Annotated in this window: 14 protein-coding genes; 7 read left to right on the forward strand and 7 right to left on the reverse strand. The window is 55.5% G+C overall.

The features are described 5' to 3' along the window. Window positions 1–92: 92 nt before the first annotated feature. Both O4G22_RS00925 and O4G22_RS00930 read right to left on the reverse strand, forming a co-directional pair. A complete protein-coding gene (locus tag O4G22_RS00925) occupies window positions 93–1,262 on the reverse strand; it encodes a PDZ domain-containing protein (protein ID WP_161994269.1) in 1,170 nt (389 codons plus the stop codon). Further along, entirely contained in the window at window positions 1,262–2,266 is a 1,005-nt protein-coding gene (locus O4G22_RS00930; RefSeq protein WP_179222812.1) for a S1C family serine protease, read from the reverse strand. Before O4G22_RS00930 ends, O4G22_RS00925 begins: the two co-directional genes overlap by 1 nt. 229 nt (window positions 2,267–2,495) lie before the next feature. On the opposite strand from O4G22_RS00930, the gene O4G22_RS00935 reads away from it, so the two are divergent. Both O4G22_RS00935 and O4G22_RS00940 read left to right on the forward strand, forming a co-directional pair. Next, window positions 2,496–5,087, forward strand: a complete 2,592-nt coding sequence (locus O4G22_RS00935; protein ID WP_306713899.1) for a transglycosylase domain-containing protein — start codon at window positions 2,496–2,498, stop codon at window positions 5,085–5,087. Window positions 5,088–5,104: 17 nt separating this feature from the next. Then, window positions 5,105–6,349: a DNA recombination protein RmuC gene (locus O4G22_RS00940; protein ID WP_094136565.1), complete on the forward strand. Its 1,245-nt coding sequence runs from the start codon at window positions 5,105–5,107 to the stop codon at window positions 6,347–6,349. 154 nt (window positions 6,350–6,503) lie between these two features. Here the strand turns inward: O4G22_RS00940 and O4G22_RS00945 are convergent, their stop codons facing one another. The 4 genes from O4G22_RS00945 to O4G22_RS00960 form a co-directional block, all read right to left on the reverse strand. Further along, a complete protein-coding gene (locus O4G22_RS00945; protein WP_306701945.1) occupies window positions 6,504–7,205 on the reverse strand; it encodes an HAD family hydrolase in 702 nt (233 codons plus the stop codon). 4 nt (window positions 7,206–7,209) lie between these two features. Next, on the reverse strand, window positions 7,210–7,989 hold the full coding sequence (lpxA, locus tag O4G22_RS00950; RefSeq protein WP_306701946.1) for an acyl-ACP--UDP-N-acetylglucosamine O-acyltransferase: 780 nt from the start codon (window positions 7,987–7,989) through the stop codon (window positions 7,210–7,212). Between the two features lie 66 nt (window positions 7,990–8,055). Beyond that, entirely contained in the window at window positions 8,056–8,922 is an 867-nt protein-coding gene (locus O4G22_RS00955; RefSeq protein ID WP_306701947.1) for an RDD family protein, read from the reverse strand. Between the two features lie 12 nt (window positions 8,923–8,934). Continuing rightward, window positions 8,935–10,560 (reverse strand): FtsX-like permease family protein, encoded by a 1,626-nt coding sequence (locus tag O4G22_RS00960; RefSeq protein WP_306701948.1) that lies wholly within the window; start codon window positions 10,558–10,560, stop codon window positions 8,935–8,937. Between the two features lie 336 nt (window positions 10,561–10,896). On the opposite strand from O4G22_RS00960, the gene O4G22_RS00965 reads away from it, so the two are divergent. The 3 genes from O4G22_RS00965 to O4G22_RS00975 all read left to right on the forward strand — a co-directional run bounded on the left by O4G22_RS00965 (window position 10,897) and on the right by O4G22_RS00975 (window position 17,249). Further along, window positions 10,897–16,005: an RHS repeat domain-containing protein gene (locus O4G22_RS00965; RefSeq protein ID WP_306701949.1), complete on the forward strand. Its 5,109-nt coding sequence runs from the start codon at window positions 10,897–10,899 to the stop codon at window positions 16,003–16,005. A gap of 336 nt (window positions 16,006–16,341) precedes the next feature. Beyond that, window positions 16,342–16,839, forward strand: a complete 498-nt coding sequence (locus O4G22_RS00970) for a hypothetical protein (RefSeq protein WP_306701950.1) — start codon at window positions 16,342–16,344, stop codon at window positions 16,837–16,839. A 236-nt stretch (window positions 16,840–17,075) separates the two neighbouring features. Beyond that, window positions 17,076–17,249 (forward strand): hypothetical protein, encoded by a 174-nt coding sequence (locus O4G22_RS00975; protein WP_306701951.1) that lies wholly within the window; start codon window positions 17,076–17,078, stop codon window positions 17,247–17,249. A 220-nt stretch (window positions 17,250–17,469) separates the two neighbouring features. Here the strand turns inward: O4G22_RS00975 and bla are convergent, their stop codons facing one another. Beyond that, window positions 17,470–18,357, reverse strand: coding sequence for a class A beta-lactamase (gene bla, locus O4G22_RS00980; protein ID WP_306701952.1), 888 nt, complete (start codon window positions 18,355–18,357; stop codon window positions 17,470–17,472). 165 nt (window positions 18,358–18,522) lie between these two features. On the opposite strand from bla, the gene O4G22_RS00985 reads away from it, so the two are divergent. Together O4G22_RS00985 and O4G22_RS00990 are read left to right on the forward strand one after the other, a co-directional pair. Next, a complete protein-coding gene (locus O4G22_RS00985; protein WP_306701953.1) occupies window positions 18,523–19,026 on the forward strand; it encodes a DUF456 domain-containing protein in 504 nt (167 codons plus the stop codon). A 159-nt stretch (window positions 19,027–19,185) separates the two neighbouring features. Beyond that, complete coding sequence (locus tag O4G22_RS00990) at window positions 19,186–19,506, forward strand: DUF3784 domain-containing protein (protein WP_306701954.1); 321 nt, start codon at window positions 19,186–19,188, stop codon at window positions 19,504–19,506. Window positions 19,507–19,545: the final 39 nt, after the last annotated feature.

Raw genomic sequence — 19,545 nt, forward strand, 5'->3', positions numbered from 1 at the left:
ATTCCGCCTATGCTCCCATACGAAGAAAGAGAGCCTGAAGCCAGACGGTTCGCCGGAAGGTTCACTCGTTGCCCTCCGGCATCAGGACAGGCTTAATAAACTTTGGGCACCAGACCCTGACGGCTCATCTTATCTTCCACTTTTCGCCGGTTTTCCTCCAGACGCCGGGCGTCATAGGAATCATCCACAGGCTGGGCCTCCGGAATGTTTTCTCCGCGTCCCGCCTTGTATTGCTGCACCTGCGGGAGCACTCCTTCCACCAGTTCCCTGCATATCCAGGAAGGCAGGATATAGGTCTCCGTGCGTCCGGCCCGGCTCAGGGCCAACCCCACAAATTTTCCGTTGACGTCAATGACCGGGCATCCGGCCCGTTCCGGGAACAAGGTCATGTCCGACTGGATGACCAAAGGGAATTCATCCCTTTTCAGGCTCATCCGGTTGCCCATGGAGTTCATCATGTCGAGACGCTTTTGCGGGAATTTCATCACTTTGGGCCTGGGCCCCGTGAGGAGTTTTCCCTCCACTACCTGGTTCCGCCGCCTTACTTCCACGGGAACCGTCTCACCGGGACGCACTCCGACCATGGCGGCACGGATGGAGTACATTCCGTCCACCGGCTTTCCATTCAGCTTCATCAACACATCGCCGGCCATCAATCCGCTGCGGTGCGCGCCGCTGCCGGCTTCCACGCCGCCTATCATGACCCCCTCCCCGTCCCAGCGGGGATCGGAAACGATGCCGAGATAAGGCTGGTCATCCGCCCTCAGGCTGCGCTGGGCCACGGAAACGACTCCGAAGTCGCTCACATGCCCCGTGGGCGATACGGCTGCAATCACGTCCCCTTCCTTCGCCTGCACATAGGAATTCAAGTCAATGGGAGGAGCGGGAAGCCCCGGCACATCCATCATCAGCAAATCATGCTCCGGAAGGGCAAAGAGCACCTTGGCGTCATAAACCCGCCCGGAAGAATCCACCAGCATGACCGGACGCCGCTCCTTCTGGAGATCGCTCAGCTTGGTGAGGACCTTTCCCTTCCCCACAACCGTTCCCAAAGCCACCTGGGTATTGCCGGCAACCAGCGCCACCACGGACTGCCCCACCGGAACAGCCACTTTGTCCCATTCCCGGAAAATCTCCTTGGCCTGGCTGTCCAGCACGCTTTTGTCCTCCGGCGCAATCATCTGGTCCGGAGGCAGGGGAGAAGCTATTTCCTGGGCACACGCGGAAGCCGCCGCGAATGCCGCCCATAAATATTTCATCATCATCCTTGAGTTTGTTCCTGGTATTTCAGGCCGGACATCAGGTCGCCGCGCCTGCCGAATGTAAGATCCGCCTTGTAAGCCGTACCTTTCCTCACCACCACCAAGGGAACGGTTTCCCCCGGACGGTGCCTGCCCAGTTCACGGAGCATATCCCGCACGGAACGCAGGCTCCGGCTGTCCATGTGGGTAATGACGTCCCCCGGCCGGATGCCGGCGGCATCCGCCGGAGAATTCACCACAACATCTTCCACCACCACGCCGTCCACGCCCAGCACGTCCATCATGGCAAACCCGAGCACAGGAGATTCGGGGTCCGCCATGGGATGAAGGCCCAGCTGGCCCCAATGCCTGCCGGAGAGCAGTTTGTCCCAGTCTCTCCTGAAAACGGAAACAGGGACATGGTTGTTGATTTTCAACATAGGGCCAATGGAGGAATGGATGCCAACCAACCTGCCGGACAGGTCAAAGAGGGGACCGCCGGAATCTCCGCCAATCAGCGTGCATTCCGAAATAAGGAAGCGCTGCTTTCCGTCCGTGCACAATCTTCCCATGCGGATGGGCGCGCGGCGTTCCGGGTCAAATCCCTTGGAATGGCCCAAAGCCACCACAAAATCCCCCACATGAAGACTGTCGGATTCACCCAGTTCCACATGGGGATAGTTTCCTCCGTCCATGATCTGCACCATGGCGGCATCCCGCGTGAAGTTGGCTCCCAGCACCCGGCCCTTGACTACGCGCCCGTCGGCAAAGACCACACGCATGATTTCATCGCCGCCCACGACGTGGGCCGCAGTCAAAATCAGGCCCTGCGGAGTGACAATGACGCCGCTGCCCGTCTCCCCCCCGTCGGAAACCAGAGCCACTGTAGCAGCCGTAACGCTGGAGGCCACTTTATGCACATGTTTCTGCAAATCCGCCATGGAAGAAACATTCCCCGCAAGGCCCGCCCCTCCCAACAACAGGGACACAAGCCCCCCAACGACCAAGTAGCGAAAACTCGTCATTCTCAATAATGATATCATGAAATTACCGATAATCGAATGATAGGACATATCCTACTGTATAAACGTTCAAAACGGCAGAATTTTGTCTATGGATTGCGACATGACGCCTCATCTTTTGCTTAGACCATTCCGGTTATTTATGATAAAGTCCACCCCACGGATGGGGTTAAACGACAAATCAAGGAAACGACATGACGCCTCCTGGAGGGAACGCATCCAAGATGGAGAAATGTCTTCCCGTTCCCGGACGGAACGCAAAAAAAGGCCCATTCCCCGTCCATCCTACCCCGGGCTGCCGCAGGAAGATCCTGAGCCGGCCGTCATTCCCGGCCCTACCCGCAGAACGGGGAATTCCCGCAACGGTCCTTCCCGGTATGACACGCCGCCCCAGCGACGAGCCTCCCGCCCGTCTCCGAAGGAAGATTTTGAAGACAGTCCGGGAAGAGAAGAAGAAAGCCGTCCCGCGCGCGCAGGAACCATGCGCAAGCCGCGTTTCACGATTTTCGGAGCCCTGCTGTTCGTCCTGCTGATGCCGTTCCGCTTCATCGGCTCCCTGACGCGGAATATCCGCTGGTTCATCTGCTGGCCTCTGCGCATCCTTCTGGGATGCTGCTTCGTCGGCATCGTGATCGGGTCCATCCTGGTGTTCCTTTACGGCGCCATTTCCAACCGCTATGACATTTCCGAGGTAAAGAGCAACATTCCGGAACGCACGGTGATTCTGGACCGTAAAAACCGCACCATCGGCACCCTGCACGGGGAAAACCGCAAGCGGGTATCCCTTCAGGAAGTTCCTCCCATTTTTATTGATGCCCTGCTCCTGCGCGAAGACAACCGCTTTTACGACCATGGCGGCGTGGACTGGATAGGCGTGGGCCGCGCCTTTGCGCAGGTGCTCAAACACAAGAGAGCTACGCAGGGGGCTTCCACCCTGACGATGCAGCTCGCTAAAATTACGTACAACCACCGGGAGCGCAACCTGCATTCCAAACTGACGGAAGTAGCTCTGGCGAAACGCATTGAAGCCACTTACACGAAGGATGAAATTCTGGAGACTTACATCAACCGTATTTTCTGGGGGCACACCTTCCTGGGAATAGCGGCGGCGGCGCGGGGATATTACGACAAGGAACCCCGGGATTTATCCCTGGCGGAATGCGCCACCCTGGCCGGCATTATTTACGGCCCAAATGACTTTTCCCCCATCAAACACCCGGAAGAAGCCAAAAAAGTGCGCGATATCGTCCTTGGCCTGCTGAAAAACGAAGGCAAGATTACGGAAGTGCAGTATCAGGCGGCCCTGGCGGAGCCTATCGCCACCCGGACGCCCCAGTCCCGGTCTGAGGAAAATTACGCCATGGGGCTCGTGCGCCGGGAGCTGGACGCCATTCTGGAGGAAGAAGACATCCGCCTGGGAGGGCTGGTGGTTCACACCACATTGGACCTTGATCTGCAGAACGCCACGCTGGACGCCATCAACAAGCACATGGACGCGCTGGAAGCCCGCAAGGATTTCAAGAAGCACCTGGCCTCCCTGCAGGCCAGGCGGGAAAAGAGGGGCATCCTGAAAAACAAGCTGACCACCAAGGCGGAATATGAGGCCACCCTGGCCGCCTGGAAGGCGCTCCCTGCGGAACAGAAGGAAAAGACGCAGCCGCCGATGCCTAATTACATCCAATCCGCCGCCGTAGTCATGAACAATGCCACGGGGGCTCTTCTGGCCGTCGTCGGCGGCCGGGACGCGGAAGAATCCAAGCTGAACCGCGCCATTCAGTCCAGGCGGCAGACCGGCTCCCTGTTCAAACCGTTCATTTACGCCACGTTTTTCCAGCAGGGCAATTCTGCGGATACCCGCATTTCGGATGACCGGATTGCGTACGGGGAAATACGCGGAGCCGCCAACTGGTCCCCCCGCAATTCGGACGGAACGTATCGGGGCATGAAGCCGGCCTCCTTCGGCCTCATCCTTTCCCGCAACACCATGTCCGTGCGCATCGGCAACCGCGCCGGCTTGTCCAATGTCATTCAATCCGCACAACTGGCGGGCTTTCACGGAAATATTTCCCGCACCCCGGCCCTTTATCTGGGCACGTGGGAAGCGTCCCCTCTGGACATCGCCAGCGCCTACAGCGTTTTTGCCAACGGGGGCGTACGCCCCACGCCATACATCATTGACCATATTACGGATTCGCAGGGCCAGCCGCGCTTCGCCATCACCAAAAGCAAGCGCACCGTCTATTCCCAGCGGGCGGCGAACATAACCTCTTCCATCCTCCAGCAGGTCTGCAAGCCCGGAGGCACGGCAGGAAAAATTACCGCGCTGGGCTTTAAATCCCCCTGCGGCGGCAAAACCGGAACCACGAATAATTATACGAACGCATGGTTCGCCGGATATACGTCCAACCTCACCTGCAGTGTCTGGGTGGGGTTCGATTCCTCCACCAAAATTCTGGAAAAAGGCTACGGAGGCACCCTGGCCCTGCCCGTCTGGGTGGATATTATGCTTGCCGCCCAGAAGGAAGGCTATCCCGCCAACGCCATCCGTACGCGTCCCGGTTCGGAAGGACAGGCCGTACTCGTCTGCCGGGAATCCAATCAACTGGCCCATTCCGGCTGCCAGTACGCCAAGACTGCGTATTTTGAAACCTCCGCAGGCTACCAGGCCCCCGCCAACATGTGTGAACAGCACATTCCCATGGCGGAACCGGATTCGGAAGAGAGCATTCCCTATGCGGAACCGCTGGACGGCAGCGACGATAACATCCCACTGGCCGAACCCGTGGAAGAAACGGACGGCATCCCCTACGCCACCCCCATCTGATTGCTTATTTTTTCCTTATGATTTCCCCATTTTTTCCCTGGTTCCTGGCCTTTTTGCTGCTGATCGCCTGCGTGGCGCTGCTGGTTTTGCTGCTGCGGTACCGGGACCGCTCCGTCCGCCTCGAAGCGGAATCCCGTTCCTGGCAGGAACGGGCGGAAGACAGAACACAAATGCTCCGCCGGGCGGAAGAAGTGCTGAAAGATTCCTTTGCCGGCATCAGCGCGGAAGTCCTCCGGAACTCGGAAAAACAATTCCTGAATCTGGCGGAAACGCGTCTGCAAAGCCAGCGCCAGCAGGCCAATCATGACCTGGATTCCCGCAAACAGGCTATTGAGTCCATGCTGAAACCGGTGAGCGAATCCCTGAAACTGGTCCAGTCCCGGCTGGGAGAGATGGAAAAGGAACGCGTGGGCGCCTATACGGACCTGAAAACGCAAATCCGCTATATTCTTTCCGGCAATGAAGCCCTGAAAAATGAAACCGCCAGGCTTTCCCAGGCTCTGCACCACAACAGCGTTCGCGGCCAATGGGGGGAACTCCAGCTGCGCCGCGTGGTGGAACTGGCGGGAATGGTGGAGTACTGCGATTTCACGACTCAGGAAACCCGTTCCAGAGAGGAGGAACGGATACGGCCGGACATGGTCATTCACCTTCCTGGAGGCCGTTCCATCATCATTGACGCGAAAGCGCCCATGGCTTCCTACCTGAATGCCGGGCAGACGGAGAATCCGGAAGAGCGCAGCCAGTGGATGGCACGCCATGCCGCGGACGTCAGGAGGCATTTGCAGCAATTAAGTGCCAAGAATTACTTTGCCCAGTTTTCCCCATGCCCCGAATTCGTCATTATGTTCCTGCCCGGGGAATCCTTCTTCCAGGCGGCTCTGGAAGCAGACCCCACCCTGATTGAATTCGGCGCGGAGAATAGGGTCATTCTTTCCACTCCATCCACCCTGATTGCCCTGCTGAAAGCCGTCGCTTACGGATGGAAGCAGGAGCAGCTGGCGGATAACGCCAAGAAAATTTCGGAAGCGGGCGCGGACCTGTTTAATACCTGCTCTATCCTTTCCGGCCATTTTTCCTCTCTGGGCAAGAGCCTGAACCAGGCGGTAGCCCAGTACAACAAAACCGTTTCCTCTTTTGAACACCGGTTCATTCCCCGGGCTCAGAAGTTGAAAAACCTGGGCGTCACCTCCACGAAGGAACTTCCCCGCGCCCTGGAAGACATTACCGAACAGGCCAAATCTGCGGACATTCCGTCCTGAAAGAGCAACAACCATGCGGCTTTCCCTCTCTGCCCATTTCCGGGCCGGGAAAATACAGCCCTAAAGAATCCCCCGCAGACGTTTTCCTGCGCCTGAAAGAATCTTGATGATACAGAGGAATTCGGTTTCCGGAACTCTGCCCCAGCCGGAACTTTCAAGAATTTTTATGAGCGGGAACGGGAAACGGCAGGCTGTTTTCATCATGCAGCCGGGCAGATAATTCCCCCGCAGAGGCGCACACCGGCACCCGGAAAGCGTCCAGAGCGGAACGGGAGCTGTAGCCCCACCCCACCAGAACAAGCCGTGTTCCGGCGTTCACGGCCGTGTTGCCGTCATGGGCGGAGTCCCCCACCATGCACACCTGCGCAGGAGCCCTGCCCCAGGAGCGGACGATGGACAACAGGGAGTCAGGGTCCGGCTTACGCGGAAAACGTTCGGAAAATCCCATCACTTCCCGGAAGGGAATTTCAGGCAGGATATGGCGCACCAGCGGCACCGTAACCGCATGGGGCTTGTTGGATAAAACACCCAGAGGATGGCCTTCTCCGGCCAGGGACAGAAGCATTTCCCGGATGCCGGGGTACGGCACCGTGCCCTCCTGCCAGGTGTGCGGGTATTCGCGCATGAATCCCCGGTGCACCGCTTCAAAAGCTTCCTCCGGCACATTTCCATTGAAATAGCCTTTCAGGGAAGCCAGGCAAAGCTCCCGGGCCCCCTTGCCCACCATTTCCCGGATGGCGTCCACGGAATGCTCCGGATACCCCAGCGCTTCCAAGGCCAGGTTCAGGCCGCGGGCGATACCGGGAATGGAGTCCACCAGCGTCCCGTCCAGGTCAAAAACAAAACCCGTTTTCATGGATTCAATGGCAGAACCCCCGTTCGGAAGTTTCCACGAACTGGATGATTCTCCTCAGGCAGGCATTTTCCGCATAATCCGAATGCCGCAGTTCCTCCAGAGCTTCATGAACGGTCAGCTTTTTATTGACGAAAAGCTTTTTATAGCACATGCGCACGGCTTTCAGGTCTTCTTCGGAAAAACCGCGCCTCTGCATGCCGATGGAGTTAACGGACCGCGTTACGGCCGGATGGCCTTCCACGATCGTGTACGGCAGCACATCCTGGCTCACGCGGGCCATCGCCCCCACCATGGCATGTTCTCCAATGCTCACAAACTGGTGTACGGCGCAGCATCCCGCCAGAATAGCGTAATCCCCCACCGTAACGTGGCCGGCGGCAGTAGCGAACCCGGAAAAAATCACATGATTGCCGATCTGGCAATCATGCCCGGCATGGCAGGAAACCAGGAAAAGGTTGTTATTCCCTATCCGCGTTGCGCCGCCAATATCCGTAGCCCTGTTGATGGTGGCGTTTTCACGGAAGACATTGTTATCCCCCACTTCCAGATAGGTCGGCTCCCCCTTGTATTTCAAATCCTGGCTTTTCAGGCCGATGACGGAAAACGGGAAAAATTCGTTGCCGCAGCCAAAGGAGGAAGGACCGTCGATAACCACGTGGCTGTGCAGCACGCAGCCGGGCCCCAGTTTGACATGTTCCCCGACAACGCAAAAGGGACCGATTTTAACATCATCCGCGATCTCTGCAGTAGGATGCACTACTGCCGTTGGGTGTATTTCTGGCATGGCTGAAACAAGTATGAAACAAATTCAGGTGATTAAAAGCCTAAACCCCGCACGAACGCCTTTTTATCACATTTGGCCGGAAGCGGCCGCATAAGCCTCCATCTCAGGCAGCCAGGGAATCAGCAGAACGTAGATGAGTTGAAGGCACAGAATAACCAGCGCCAACGTCATCACCACTTTGCGGAGCGTCAGGGGGCTGTTCAGCACATCCGTAGTCCCCAGCTTCCTGTCCCAGGGAGTGAAGCCGAAGCGGCGCACCCACCACCAGGAAAAGAACAGGGCCAGCAGCATCAGGGAAGGAGCAAAACACCCCAGGCCAAGCACCATGACGAACAGGGAGCGCCGGAATGCCGTGGGGAAAGAAAGACGCCTTCCCCGGTAGTCCCTGACGGAAACGCCCAGCATGGCTTTTCCCGGGGTTGTTCCCAATGTACCAAGAAAGGCGGTTTCAACGAGAACCATCGGGAGGCAGAGGTAAAGCAGAGCTTCATAGGAACCAGGAAGGAAACCGGGATTGAAAGCCAGGCCGAAAACTCTGAGCACGGACAAATACAGCGTCATGTGCATCATGATATCCGCCATTCTGCCGAGAAAACGGACGTACGCATACGGAACCACCAGCGGCGCTCCCTCCTCCGGGGCCGTCCCCCCTTCTTCCTGCGGGCAATCCGCATCCGCGGCAAGCGTCGGAGCCTGCTCTTCCCCTGCGTTTTCCAGTCCCTCTTCCTCCCGGTTCCGCCGTTCTCCTTCTCCCCTGCTGACGGCGCCTGCCCCCTTCAATGCCGGAAGGTCACGGATACATACCCATTCCGGGCACCCGGCATGCCACGCCCGGGCGTTTTCCGGAATGAGGCCCGCCTCCAGCATGGAAATGACCTCCACTTCCGGCAGAGGCCCCTTCTGTTCATGACCCTGAATCCAGTAAATATCCATAGGCGATTCCTGTTACATGCTGCGCAGGGAGCGGGCCGGATCCTGGCGCGCCGTGATCAGGGCAGGAATGATGGATGCCACCACGACCATGACAAAAGCTTTCACCGCCTGCCATGCCAGCTCCGCCCAGTCAATCACCACCGGGATATTCGCCGTGCCGTGGAAGGCCACGGGGAACGGGTCAAAGCCTATTCCCGCCAGAAAACCCTGAATCTGCATACGGTATTCCAGCACCAGCAACCCCAGCCCTACCCCCAGGAGGGCTCCCACAAAACCGATGATGACGCCCTGCCACAGGAAGACGCGCACCACCTGGAACGGCGTGGCTCCCAACGCCTTCATCACGGCGATTTCCTTTTTCCTCTGGATGGAAACGGTAAACATCACCGCCATGATGCAAAAAGCGGAAATCAGGGAGATGAAGGACAGGACAAAGCTCATCATCATGCGCTCCTTCTGCATCAGTTCAAACCACGCGTTAAAACGGTCATGCCAGGTTTCCAGTGTCCATGCGGAAGAAGGCTTTTCCTTTTCCAGCGCCTGCATCACAGGAGCCAACATCGTTTCCACATGGTAAGGATCTTCCACGCGCAGGGCCACGGCCTGCACCACGTCATCCTCATACCCCAGCAATTCCTGGCCGATGACCAGCGGAATGAACAAGTCAGGGCTGGGCGTATGCTGGGAAGCCCGGTAAATTCCAATCACCTCCAGGTCCTTCGGCATCACCAGCTCCTTGATCTTGCGGAAACATTCCATATCCGCCTCATTCCTTGCCCCATCCTTGAAACCGCTCAAAACGGTTTCCCATTCCTTCCGCGTGCCCTGCGGAAAGGCCACCCTGCCGTTGTCCGCAAGCTCTCCGTCGTTCAGCACGGCAAGCAGATCCATCAGGCAGGAACGTTCCGCATCCCTGCGAGGGACGGACAACAGCCCGTTAAGCAGGGAAAAGGCCCTGTCCACGGAGGCTCTGTCGGCCGTTTCACGCTCTCCCTCCGTCTTCAGGGATTTACCCCACTCTTTCAAATCCTTGAGTTCCCGCGCGTTTTTCTCCGCCAGCATCGGCAGCTCCGTCTGCTGGTAGGCGTGGGAAATTTCCTGAAAATTGCGGGTCGTGTAAACCCGGGCAACATCTCCCACATTCAATCCCATGTTCTCTGCCACGATGGAGGAAACCACAGCTTTTTCCCCCATGTCCAGTTCCGCATCGCCGGCGACCACCAAACGCTTCAAATCCTCCAACTGGGCGGCGTTTTCCGTATCAATGGCCCGGAAAAAGCAAGGCCTCTGCCGCCCCTGCACATCCGCCAGCGCATAGTCTTCTATCAGGGCGTAGGCGGACTGGACGCCGGGAACGTGCCTGAGTTTCTCCCCCAAATCCAGCCAGTCCGGAATCACTTCCCTCGCGCCGAAGTCGTTCCGGTAGCATACCTGGACGTGCGGAGAGTGCGCAAACAGATTCCCCTGAATTTCCTTCTGGAGGCCTCCCATGACGGACAACACGACGATGAGCACCATTACCCCCAGAGAGACGCCCAGCAGGCAAATCAGGGTAATAATGGAAAAGAAAGTCCGCAACGGGTTCAAATACCGCAGCGCCAGGCTCAGGCTGATGTACCGGCTCAATAGGTTCTTCATGAATAACGCGGCACACCTTGCCTGATTGCGCTTCCCTTTCCAAGCCTAAAACATGTTCCGGAAAACGGGCGGCCTTTCTTCTGCCGCGCAATCAGGCAGAAAAGGGACATCCCATCTTTTCCTGCGTTGGGAACTTTCCTGTGCCCCGCGCCCGGAAAACATCCCGCGCCAGAATTATTCCCTGCATGCAAACGGATGGAAAAAACAGGAGAAAATCATCATATCTTGTTGACTTCTATTTTTATAGATGTATCCATAGGTTTAATTGCTAAATGGCGCACCTTATCACAAAATTATTGTTGATAAGCAGAAATTATTTAAAGATAGCCAATTAGAATGAGATCTAACTTTTCCATCTGCAACAGCGTCCGGGGCAATCATCATCTTGGTTTTACCGTTACGCCGGTTTTACAGAAGAGGGAGGGCGAATCGTCCGTCTCCTTTTCCTATAATCATGCCGCTCCGTCCTATCCCGGAGACGTGATGCCGGAAACCTCCAAACAAATTCAAGTAGGGGAAGGCGGAGGGGATACCCGTCTATACGTACTGACGGCCACCGGCACGGTGGATGACCAGGCCACGATTTCAGTAGCGGGGCAAAGCTATACGTCACCCTCAGGTGCCGGAGTAAGAATTAACGGCAGCTTCCCCGGCATCAAGGCCGGGTTTTATACAGTGTCCGTCTCCCACATCAACATTGACTATCCTCCCAGGGGGAACGTCTCCTTCCTCAATTGCACCGTAGGCCCGGCCAGCGCCATCTCCATCACGCCTGAAAAGAACGACCCGCCGCAGGAATGCGATTGCGACTGCCCGCCGTGCTCCTGCAATTCGGACGGTGAAACTGCTCCCGGAGGCGCCCCCTCCAGCAGCAGCGCCCCAGTCAGCGGCCGCTCCTCCCTGCGCCGTTTCTTTTCCGATCTGACCTCAACCTCCGGAGGCAGCGGGGTGATGCGGCAATCCTCCGTTAATGACATGGCCTGGTCGGCGCAGTTCGGCGTGTTCCGCGGCATATCCCACATGCCGGCGGGACGTCTGGAAATTTCAGCCCACCGCTCTTTTTCCCCGGATTTATCCTCCCCGGCTGGCTTGGCCCTGCAGCATCCGCTAGCCACCTTCCTCGCGCTGCCGGAAGGGGGCATGGCGCCCAACACGCTGGTTGCTCTGCTGGATGGAGCCAGTTACACCAACTACATGCTTGACGGCACGGGAAGCGCGTTTTTCCCGGTAGGCGCATCGGGCATCACAACGACCATCCTGGCCCCCGTCCCGGCCATGAGCAGGGAAGCGGAGGCATGCAGCCTTGAGCAGGCCTCCTTCATCCGCGCTTCTTATGCGGGCGGAGGCGCCGCCTTTTACTCTCTTTCCACAGGGCAATGCGAAGGCTATATCTCCGCGGGCGGGTATTTGATGACCGCATCGGAAGGAGAAAATTACCTGGCGATTGTTCGTGGCGAACACGGCGTTATCCGTCAAATATGGAACACCTGGGATGGGCTGGCGGATGTGCTCCCCCTGGAAGGAGGAGGGTATGCCATCAGCATTTATCCGCCCGCGCAGGTCATGGAACCGGAGGAAGAAGGAGCCCTGTTCACCGTTGAAGGGACTCCGGCGAAAATCTTCACAGTGACGGGAGACGAAGCTTTGCAAACCCTCGTCATCTCTGAACGCGACAACACGTTGCCGGCCACTGTACCCGACTTCGTGACCAAATGGACATGGTCGCAAGAAGCCTGGAGCATGGCGGAAGGAACAGGAGAAGATGCCGTTGAAACGCGGAGGGAACGTCTTCAACCGGAGGAAGATTCGCAGGAAAACCGCTACCGCGTCCTCACCCGTCTGATGAAAAACAATGTGGTGGCCTCCTGCACGCTTGAGGAATATGAAACGACCATCACCGGAGAACACCTGCTGAGCCGCACGGAAGGGTACGGAGCCGAAGGGGCGTTGACTACTGTTTACTCCTATGATGACTCCGGCCGGCTTATCTCCTCTGCTTCTCCCAACGCGGGGGAACATAAAACCGTCTACGATGCCGCAGGACGCCCGGTGCTGGAAAACAGCCCATGGGGAGCCAACGGATTGCGGACAGTAAGCACAAAGTACCGTGACAGCGCCGCAGGCTACACCAGTGAACCGGCTGAAATAAAAATCCAGCTCTCTACCGTTTCCGCAGTCAACACGTTAAGCCTTGCGGTATATACCTATGCGGAAGAAAACCATGTCAAACGCGTGGAAAAGCGTGAAACGGCGGCAGGCTCTTCCGTCACGCAGCTCAGCGTTACGGAAACCTGGCTGGCCGGCGCGCCGAATGCCTTCGCGGCGGGACGCCTCAAGATGGAACAGGCCGTCAACGGCGTACAGACTCATTATACCTACGCCCCAACCACAGATCATGGGGCCCTCTACAGCGTCACGGCGGAAACGCGCATCAACGGAGAACCCGTTCCCGGCCAGTCAACCCGCCGCGTCAGCTACATCACCGCTGAAGGAAACACCGCAAGGGAAGAAAACCTCGTCCTGCTCCCCACGGGCGAGTGGAGGCAAACCGGCGGCGCTTCCTACTCTTACGACCTTCTCAACCGCCGTGTGGAAACGGTGCGCGACAATGGCCGCACTTCTTCCCGCGCCCTGACCTGCACAGGAGAACCCCTTTGGGAAGTTGACGAAGACGGCGTACGCACGGATTACGCTTATAACACCGCCCGGCAGCTCATTGAAACCACGCGCAGCGAAATAAACGACGGGACTGACGTCGTCACTCCGGAAACGATCACGGCGTATGAACGCGATGCGGCAGGGCAGATAATAAGCGCGACGACCCACATCGGGCCGATGCGGACAACCGAGGAAACTGCCTATGACCTGCTGGGCCGCGTGACCCGTAAAACCGATGTGCTGGGCCGTGTCACAACAACCAGTTACAGCGAAGACGGACTGACGGTTACGACAACCACGCCATCAGGGGCGACGCTCGTCAATACATACAACACAGACGGGAGCATCGCGCATGAATCCGGCACAGGGCAAAGGGAGCTCTACCACATTTATGATTTTATCAGAGGCCTGCGCCACACTACCCGGCTGGCGGACAACACAACCATCCTGAAACAGGACATTCGGGACGGCTTCGGACAAACCATTACGCTGACTTCTCCCACCACCCTGGAAAACACCTATCTCTATACCCGCAGTGTTTACAATGCGCTGGGCCAGCTCACCCGCCGCACGGAAGGGACCCAGGCTCCGGTGGAGTATGAGTATGACAGCATGGGAAATCTGGCCAGACAAACCGTTGTGCTCGACTCGGCGTCTCCGGCGGATGCGGCAAAAAACCGCATCCAGACTTTCCAGACAGCCTGGGAAGAACGTGAAGACGGCGTCTATCAAAACGTCGCCGCTGCCCGCAACAATACAGCGGGCAACATGTTAAGCAGCGCTGTCAAACGGCTGGTTACGGAATCCGCCGTTCTGCAAAACAGGCAAATCACCATCGACGAACGCGGCCATGAAAGCATCCGGTGGACCGAATATGGGCAGGGCGCGGTGCGCGTGGAAAAAAGCAGCGTGCCCACCTCCGACATCACAGCTTCCGCTACCGTCGTGGACGGCTTCACAACTTCAGAAACGGATAATCGGGGAATCGTCACCGCCTTCACCCGCCGCTACACGGAAACCGACCTCGTCCGGACGGTCACGGATGGCAGGGGGAACACATCCACCACTCATACGGACATTGCCGGCCGCCCGATTGCCGTAACTGATGCTGCCGGCAATACGACAACCACGACCTATTGCGCGACCAGCGACAATCCCTCTGCCGTCACAAATGCCCTGGGCAACACGGCCAACTATGCCTACGATGTCAGGAACCGTAAAACAGCGGAATACGGCACGGCCATCCAGCCGGCCCTGTTCGCCTGGGATGACGCAGACCGCCTTATCAGCCTCACCACCTTCCGCATAGACGAAGAAACGATCATTTCCGACCCATCCGATCTTTCCGGCGGAGACACTACCGTCTGGACTTACCATGACGCTACCGGGCTGGAATTGGGCAAAACTTACGCCAACGGTCGGGGAACCGTCCGGACCTACGATGCCAACAACCGCCTTGCCACGGAAACGGACGCGCGCGACATCGTCACCACCTGCGTATGGAACGCGGCGCAAGGCCTTCTCACAAGAATCGGCTTTTCCGACGGCACGCCGGAACAGGCCTTCTCCTACAACATCCTCGGCCAGCTCACGCAAGTGACGGACGCCTCAGGCATACGTACCTTCTCTTACAATGAATACAGCGAACCCGTACAGGACAGCGTCACGGTGAATGGCGCCGTCTTCCCTCTCGTGGAAACCCTGGACGGCTACGGTCGCAGCATCGGCTACGTCCTCAAACGCGGCGCCAGCGGCAATGCCCAAATCGCCTCCTGGGGCTACGCGCCGGACGGGCGCATCAACAGCGCGGGCTTCATGCACAGCGGACAGAACCGCATCTTTGAATATAACTATCTGGCAGGAAGCAATCTGCTGGAAACCTTGACGATGCCCAACGGCATGACGCTGGAACAAAGCTATGAAGCCAAACGTGACCTGCTGGCGGACATGGACTATAACCGCGGAACAACCCTCGTCTCCCGCCGCGCCTATGCCTATGACGCTCTGGGGCGGCCAACCGCCCGCACCCTCATCCGCCAGGGAACCACACGCCGCGACGTCTTCTCCTACAACGGGAGAAGCGAGCTTGCCGCGGCCACCCTCGGCACGGACGCTTACGCCTATGACTATGACAACATAGGCAACCGCAAGACAGCGCGGGAAATAGAGGAGGAATTCGCTTACACGGCCAACGAACTCAACCAGTACACAAGTATTGAGCAATCCATTCCCAACTCTTCCCTCTCCCCCCGGGAACAGCCTTTTGTCCCCACCTATGACGCTGACGGCAACCAGACGAAAATCAGAACCGCTACCGGCGTCTGGACGGCGGAATACAACGCGCTCAACCGTCCCGTGCGCTTCACCCGCACGGCGGAGGACGGCACGGTGACCACTGTCACCGGCGACTACGACTACATGGGACGCAGGATCTTCAAAAAAGTGGAAACCACCGTCGCCGACCCTGAAACGGGAGAAAGCACGACATCCGTCATCCTGAACCACCGCTACCTTTACCGGGGCTATCTGCAAATCGCGGCCCTCGATCTCACGCGAACGACGCTCAACGCCTTATGGTACATCCTGTGGGACCCGACGGAACCTGTCGCCACGCGCCCGCTGGCTATCCAGACGGCGGGCAGCTGGTTTGCCTACGGCTGGGACTTGACCAAAAACGTGATGGAACTCTACAAGAGCAACGGAACTATCGCGAATTCCTACTCCTACGTCCCCTTCGGCGAAGTCACGCAAAGGGGCAACATCCCCAATCAATCAAAGGATGTCTAGTTCCTGCTCTTAGAATTCTAGATTATATATCGGAAAATATGCAAAAATTCAATGTGGATCCTACTATATACGGTAATATTACTGTTAAATTGAGTAATATAATCAATCAAATTCGCTTACTGTAAATTCCAGACTGATGGCTTGGTTAGTTCAATCTGAATACAACGATGTCTTTCTATGTACTAAACAGGTTATGAGTCTCTATTCATCGTCATTTTAATTCATAATTGTTTACTCTTGTTTTTTCATCCGAGTAATATTATGAATATCAAAAACCAAAATATTTTGAGAATTTTACAGCGGGACTATCCCACATAATTTTGAATTTATTTAATCATGAAATTAATCATAATCATATTCTTATTTTTTTGCCTTACCTCAAAAAGAGGGACAGCAGATCAAGAATATCAACAAATCGATTTATATGCAGAAACATCTTTTCTTAAAGACGACAAAAAACATCGAGTTAAAAAATTAAATTTGGAACAAAAAAAAGAATTAGCAAGAATTATCAGCAAATACGATTTATTTCGGGATGGAAAAACGGAAACAGACGTTCCTTTTATAGGAACTCTGGGTATATTTCATATCGCAATAAATAAAAAACCTTATTTATTGTTCATGGCATATAACACCAAACACATTCATCTTTTTGACAAGAAAAAAATTGGAGATGAAGAATATACGAAGAAGCTCTTTTGGTTACAAGAAAGGGACAACAAGAGTGGTTTAGAAGTTCGAGTATTTGAATTAGAACCGCTGTATTTGGAATTGGAAAAGTTCTTGGAAAGGATTTCATCTCCTGTTATAGAAAAAGATAAACGACTTATGTAAGATATTCACACTTAGATCTTTACCACCGTTATGAAAAAAAATACCCCAAGGTTATTTCATATTACATAGAACTTTTCAAGGCTAAACGTTTAGACCGCTGGTATAGGAGAACTCTGCAAAAAAGATCATACACTACTTTTATTGAACAATGGGAAAAACAGAATGGAAAAGCAGATTATGATCTTCTGAAAAAATTTGCAAACATAATGGAATTGCCTAATTATTATATTTTCCCGATGGATAGAATGCATATTCTTTTTTGTTCCCCTTATTCCGATCTGAGAGAAGTAGAAGCAATTATTCTTTTAGAAGAAAATGGCATTAAAGATTTAACAGTTGAAACAATAAATACAAAATATAAATATGCTAAATATATTTTTGGCAAATGCCAAATGCAATCATCGCAATAGCAAAACGCTTTATTTTTTGTTATCTCTCCTCAAGCCCATATGAGAAGAAAGCTTCTATTGGCGTGGGACAGAGACACTCATTCTCATCATCATTTTACGGAATTTTTTACTTCAGTATTATTTCATCAATCTCCTCTGTTGCTCATCCAAGCAATGTGCTGAATATCAAAAGCCAGAATCTTTTGAAAATCTGACGCCAAAACTATTCTGCATTATTCCGTTATTCTTTTCCGGCGGCAGGCTTCCACTCCATGCACAGCCAGCGGGCCATGGAGGCGATCATCCGGTCACAAGCGGATTCAGAATCCTTTGAATCCCTGATGAACACGGAAACCGCCATTTTCCGGCCATTGGGAAGAACAATGATTCCGACGTCATTGCGGGCGGTAACGCCACCCCCCGGCAGCGAGAATCCAGATCCCGTTTTATGCGCCACCACGTAATCCCGCGGCAGCTGTCCTTTCAGACGTTCATGGCCTGTAGAGCAACCGGCCATGATGTCCCAAAGAACACGTTGTGTGCCTTTTTTCAGAATTTTACCTTCGTCAAATGCGCGGAGAAGAGAGTTCATGGCCGACGGGCGGCTTGAGTTGGCATACTGCAAGTCGCGGTTCCGGTGTATTTCATCTTCCGTAAACCGGACATTAATGCCGTCAATACCCCATTCCTTCAAATCCTTCTGCACGGCCTGCGGCCCTCCAATAAGGCCAAACAGGAGGTCGCAGGTATTGTTGTCGCTTTCCTGGACAGTCACCCTCAGCAGTTCCTTCAGAGAGAAATCGCCGCCTTGGGGAAAACGCTCCCGGAGGGGGCTCCAGGTATCTTTCACCAGTTGTTCCGGACGGATGCGGATAATCTGTTCCAGATTCATGACGCCCTGGTCCACCCGCTTCAACACGGACAAGGCCAGCACGAATTTGACGACGCTCTGCATGGGATAGTCCGCCTCATCCCCCACCGCGACGGTTTCCCCCGTATCCAGCATTTCCGCAGCCATGCCCACACGGGCTTTCAGGGAATGAGCCAGTTCTTGAACGGCGGAGGAATCCGCTGCGGAAACGGAAGCCGGAGAAGATATTACCCCCTGAGAAAAAACACTAAAGAGCATGATGCAACCGCATAGATAAGCACCGGTGGAAATCATGGACACCATTCCATACCACGCCCACAGCAAACGCAACAACAATCTATCCCCCCTTTTTTCCTTTCCACGTCATCCGCAAGCCGGGCACAAACCTTGCCTCCCGCCCGGCTTCCTGATAAGAAGGAAAGCATGCCCCATCTCCTTTCGGAAACCCTCGTCTGGTGCGTCACCCTGCTGTTATTCGGCATGGGGCTGATCGGCACGCTCATCCCCATGCTTCCCGGAATTATCATCATTGCGGTCGGGTGCGTCTGGCAGGGAGTCATGGGAAAAGAGAATCTGGCGTGGTGGAAATGGACTGTCCTGGCGCTGCTGGTGGCGGGAGGCATGGTCATTGACAAGCTTTCCGGAGGCATGGGCGCCAAAAAATTCGGCAGCACTGCCGCCGGAATCTGGGGAGCCATGATCGGCGCCGTGGCGGGGAGCCTCCTTTTCTCCCCCATCGTAGGCCTTTTGTTCATGCCGTTCCTGGGAGCGCTGCTGGCGGAACTTATCTTTGCCAGAAAGGATATCATGGACGCCTTCAGGGCCGGTTCCGGAGCGGCGCTTGGGATGCTTGCCGGCCTGCTGCTGGAATTTACCTGCGGCCTGCTCATCATCGCCTGGTTCTGTTCCTGCTGTTTCCTGTTTTAATGTCAAAAAGAAACCGTACCCTGCGGAAGCCTTCGGCAGGAACAACGGAGTTTCTCCGTTTCTGAAAGAAACACAGTTTCCCCAACGTATTCCGCAAAACGCCGCCTCTCCCGTCCGGTCGAACGGCCGGGTTCTCTCATTCCCCCATTTTGCCAGCTTATGGATGCACCTGTTCCGATACCCGTCGCCATGATGGCAGGTTTCATGATTCTTGGCGTCATTCTTTCCATGGGGAAATGTTCTTTCCTCATCACAGGCTGCAACATGATGAGCAGAGAGCAAAAAAGACAGTATGATGAACAGGCGCTGTGCCGGTTCATGGGGAAAATCATGTACTGCCTCGCCTTCGCCATGCTGCTCTGGCTCGCCAGCATCCTTCTCCAGAACTCCATGCTCCTGTCCGCATCCCTGTGCTTTCCGGCGGGAAGCATTGCGTTTGCGGTCATTTACGCCGGCACCGGAAGCCGATTAAAAAAATAACGCTTTTTACACCAGCTTTCTTTTACTTTTATCATACGC

Origin of the sequence: Akkermansia muciniphila (assembly GCF_030848305.1) — a bacterium.
GTDB lineage: Bacteria > Verrucomicrobiota > Verrucomicrobiia > Verrucomicrobiales > Akkermansiaceae > Akkermansia > Akkermansia muciniphila_A.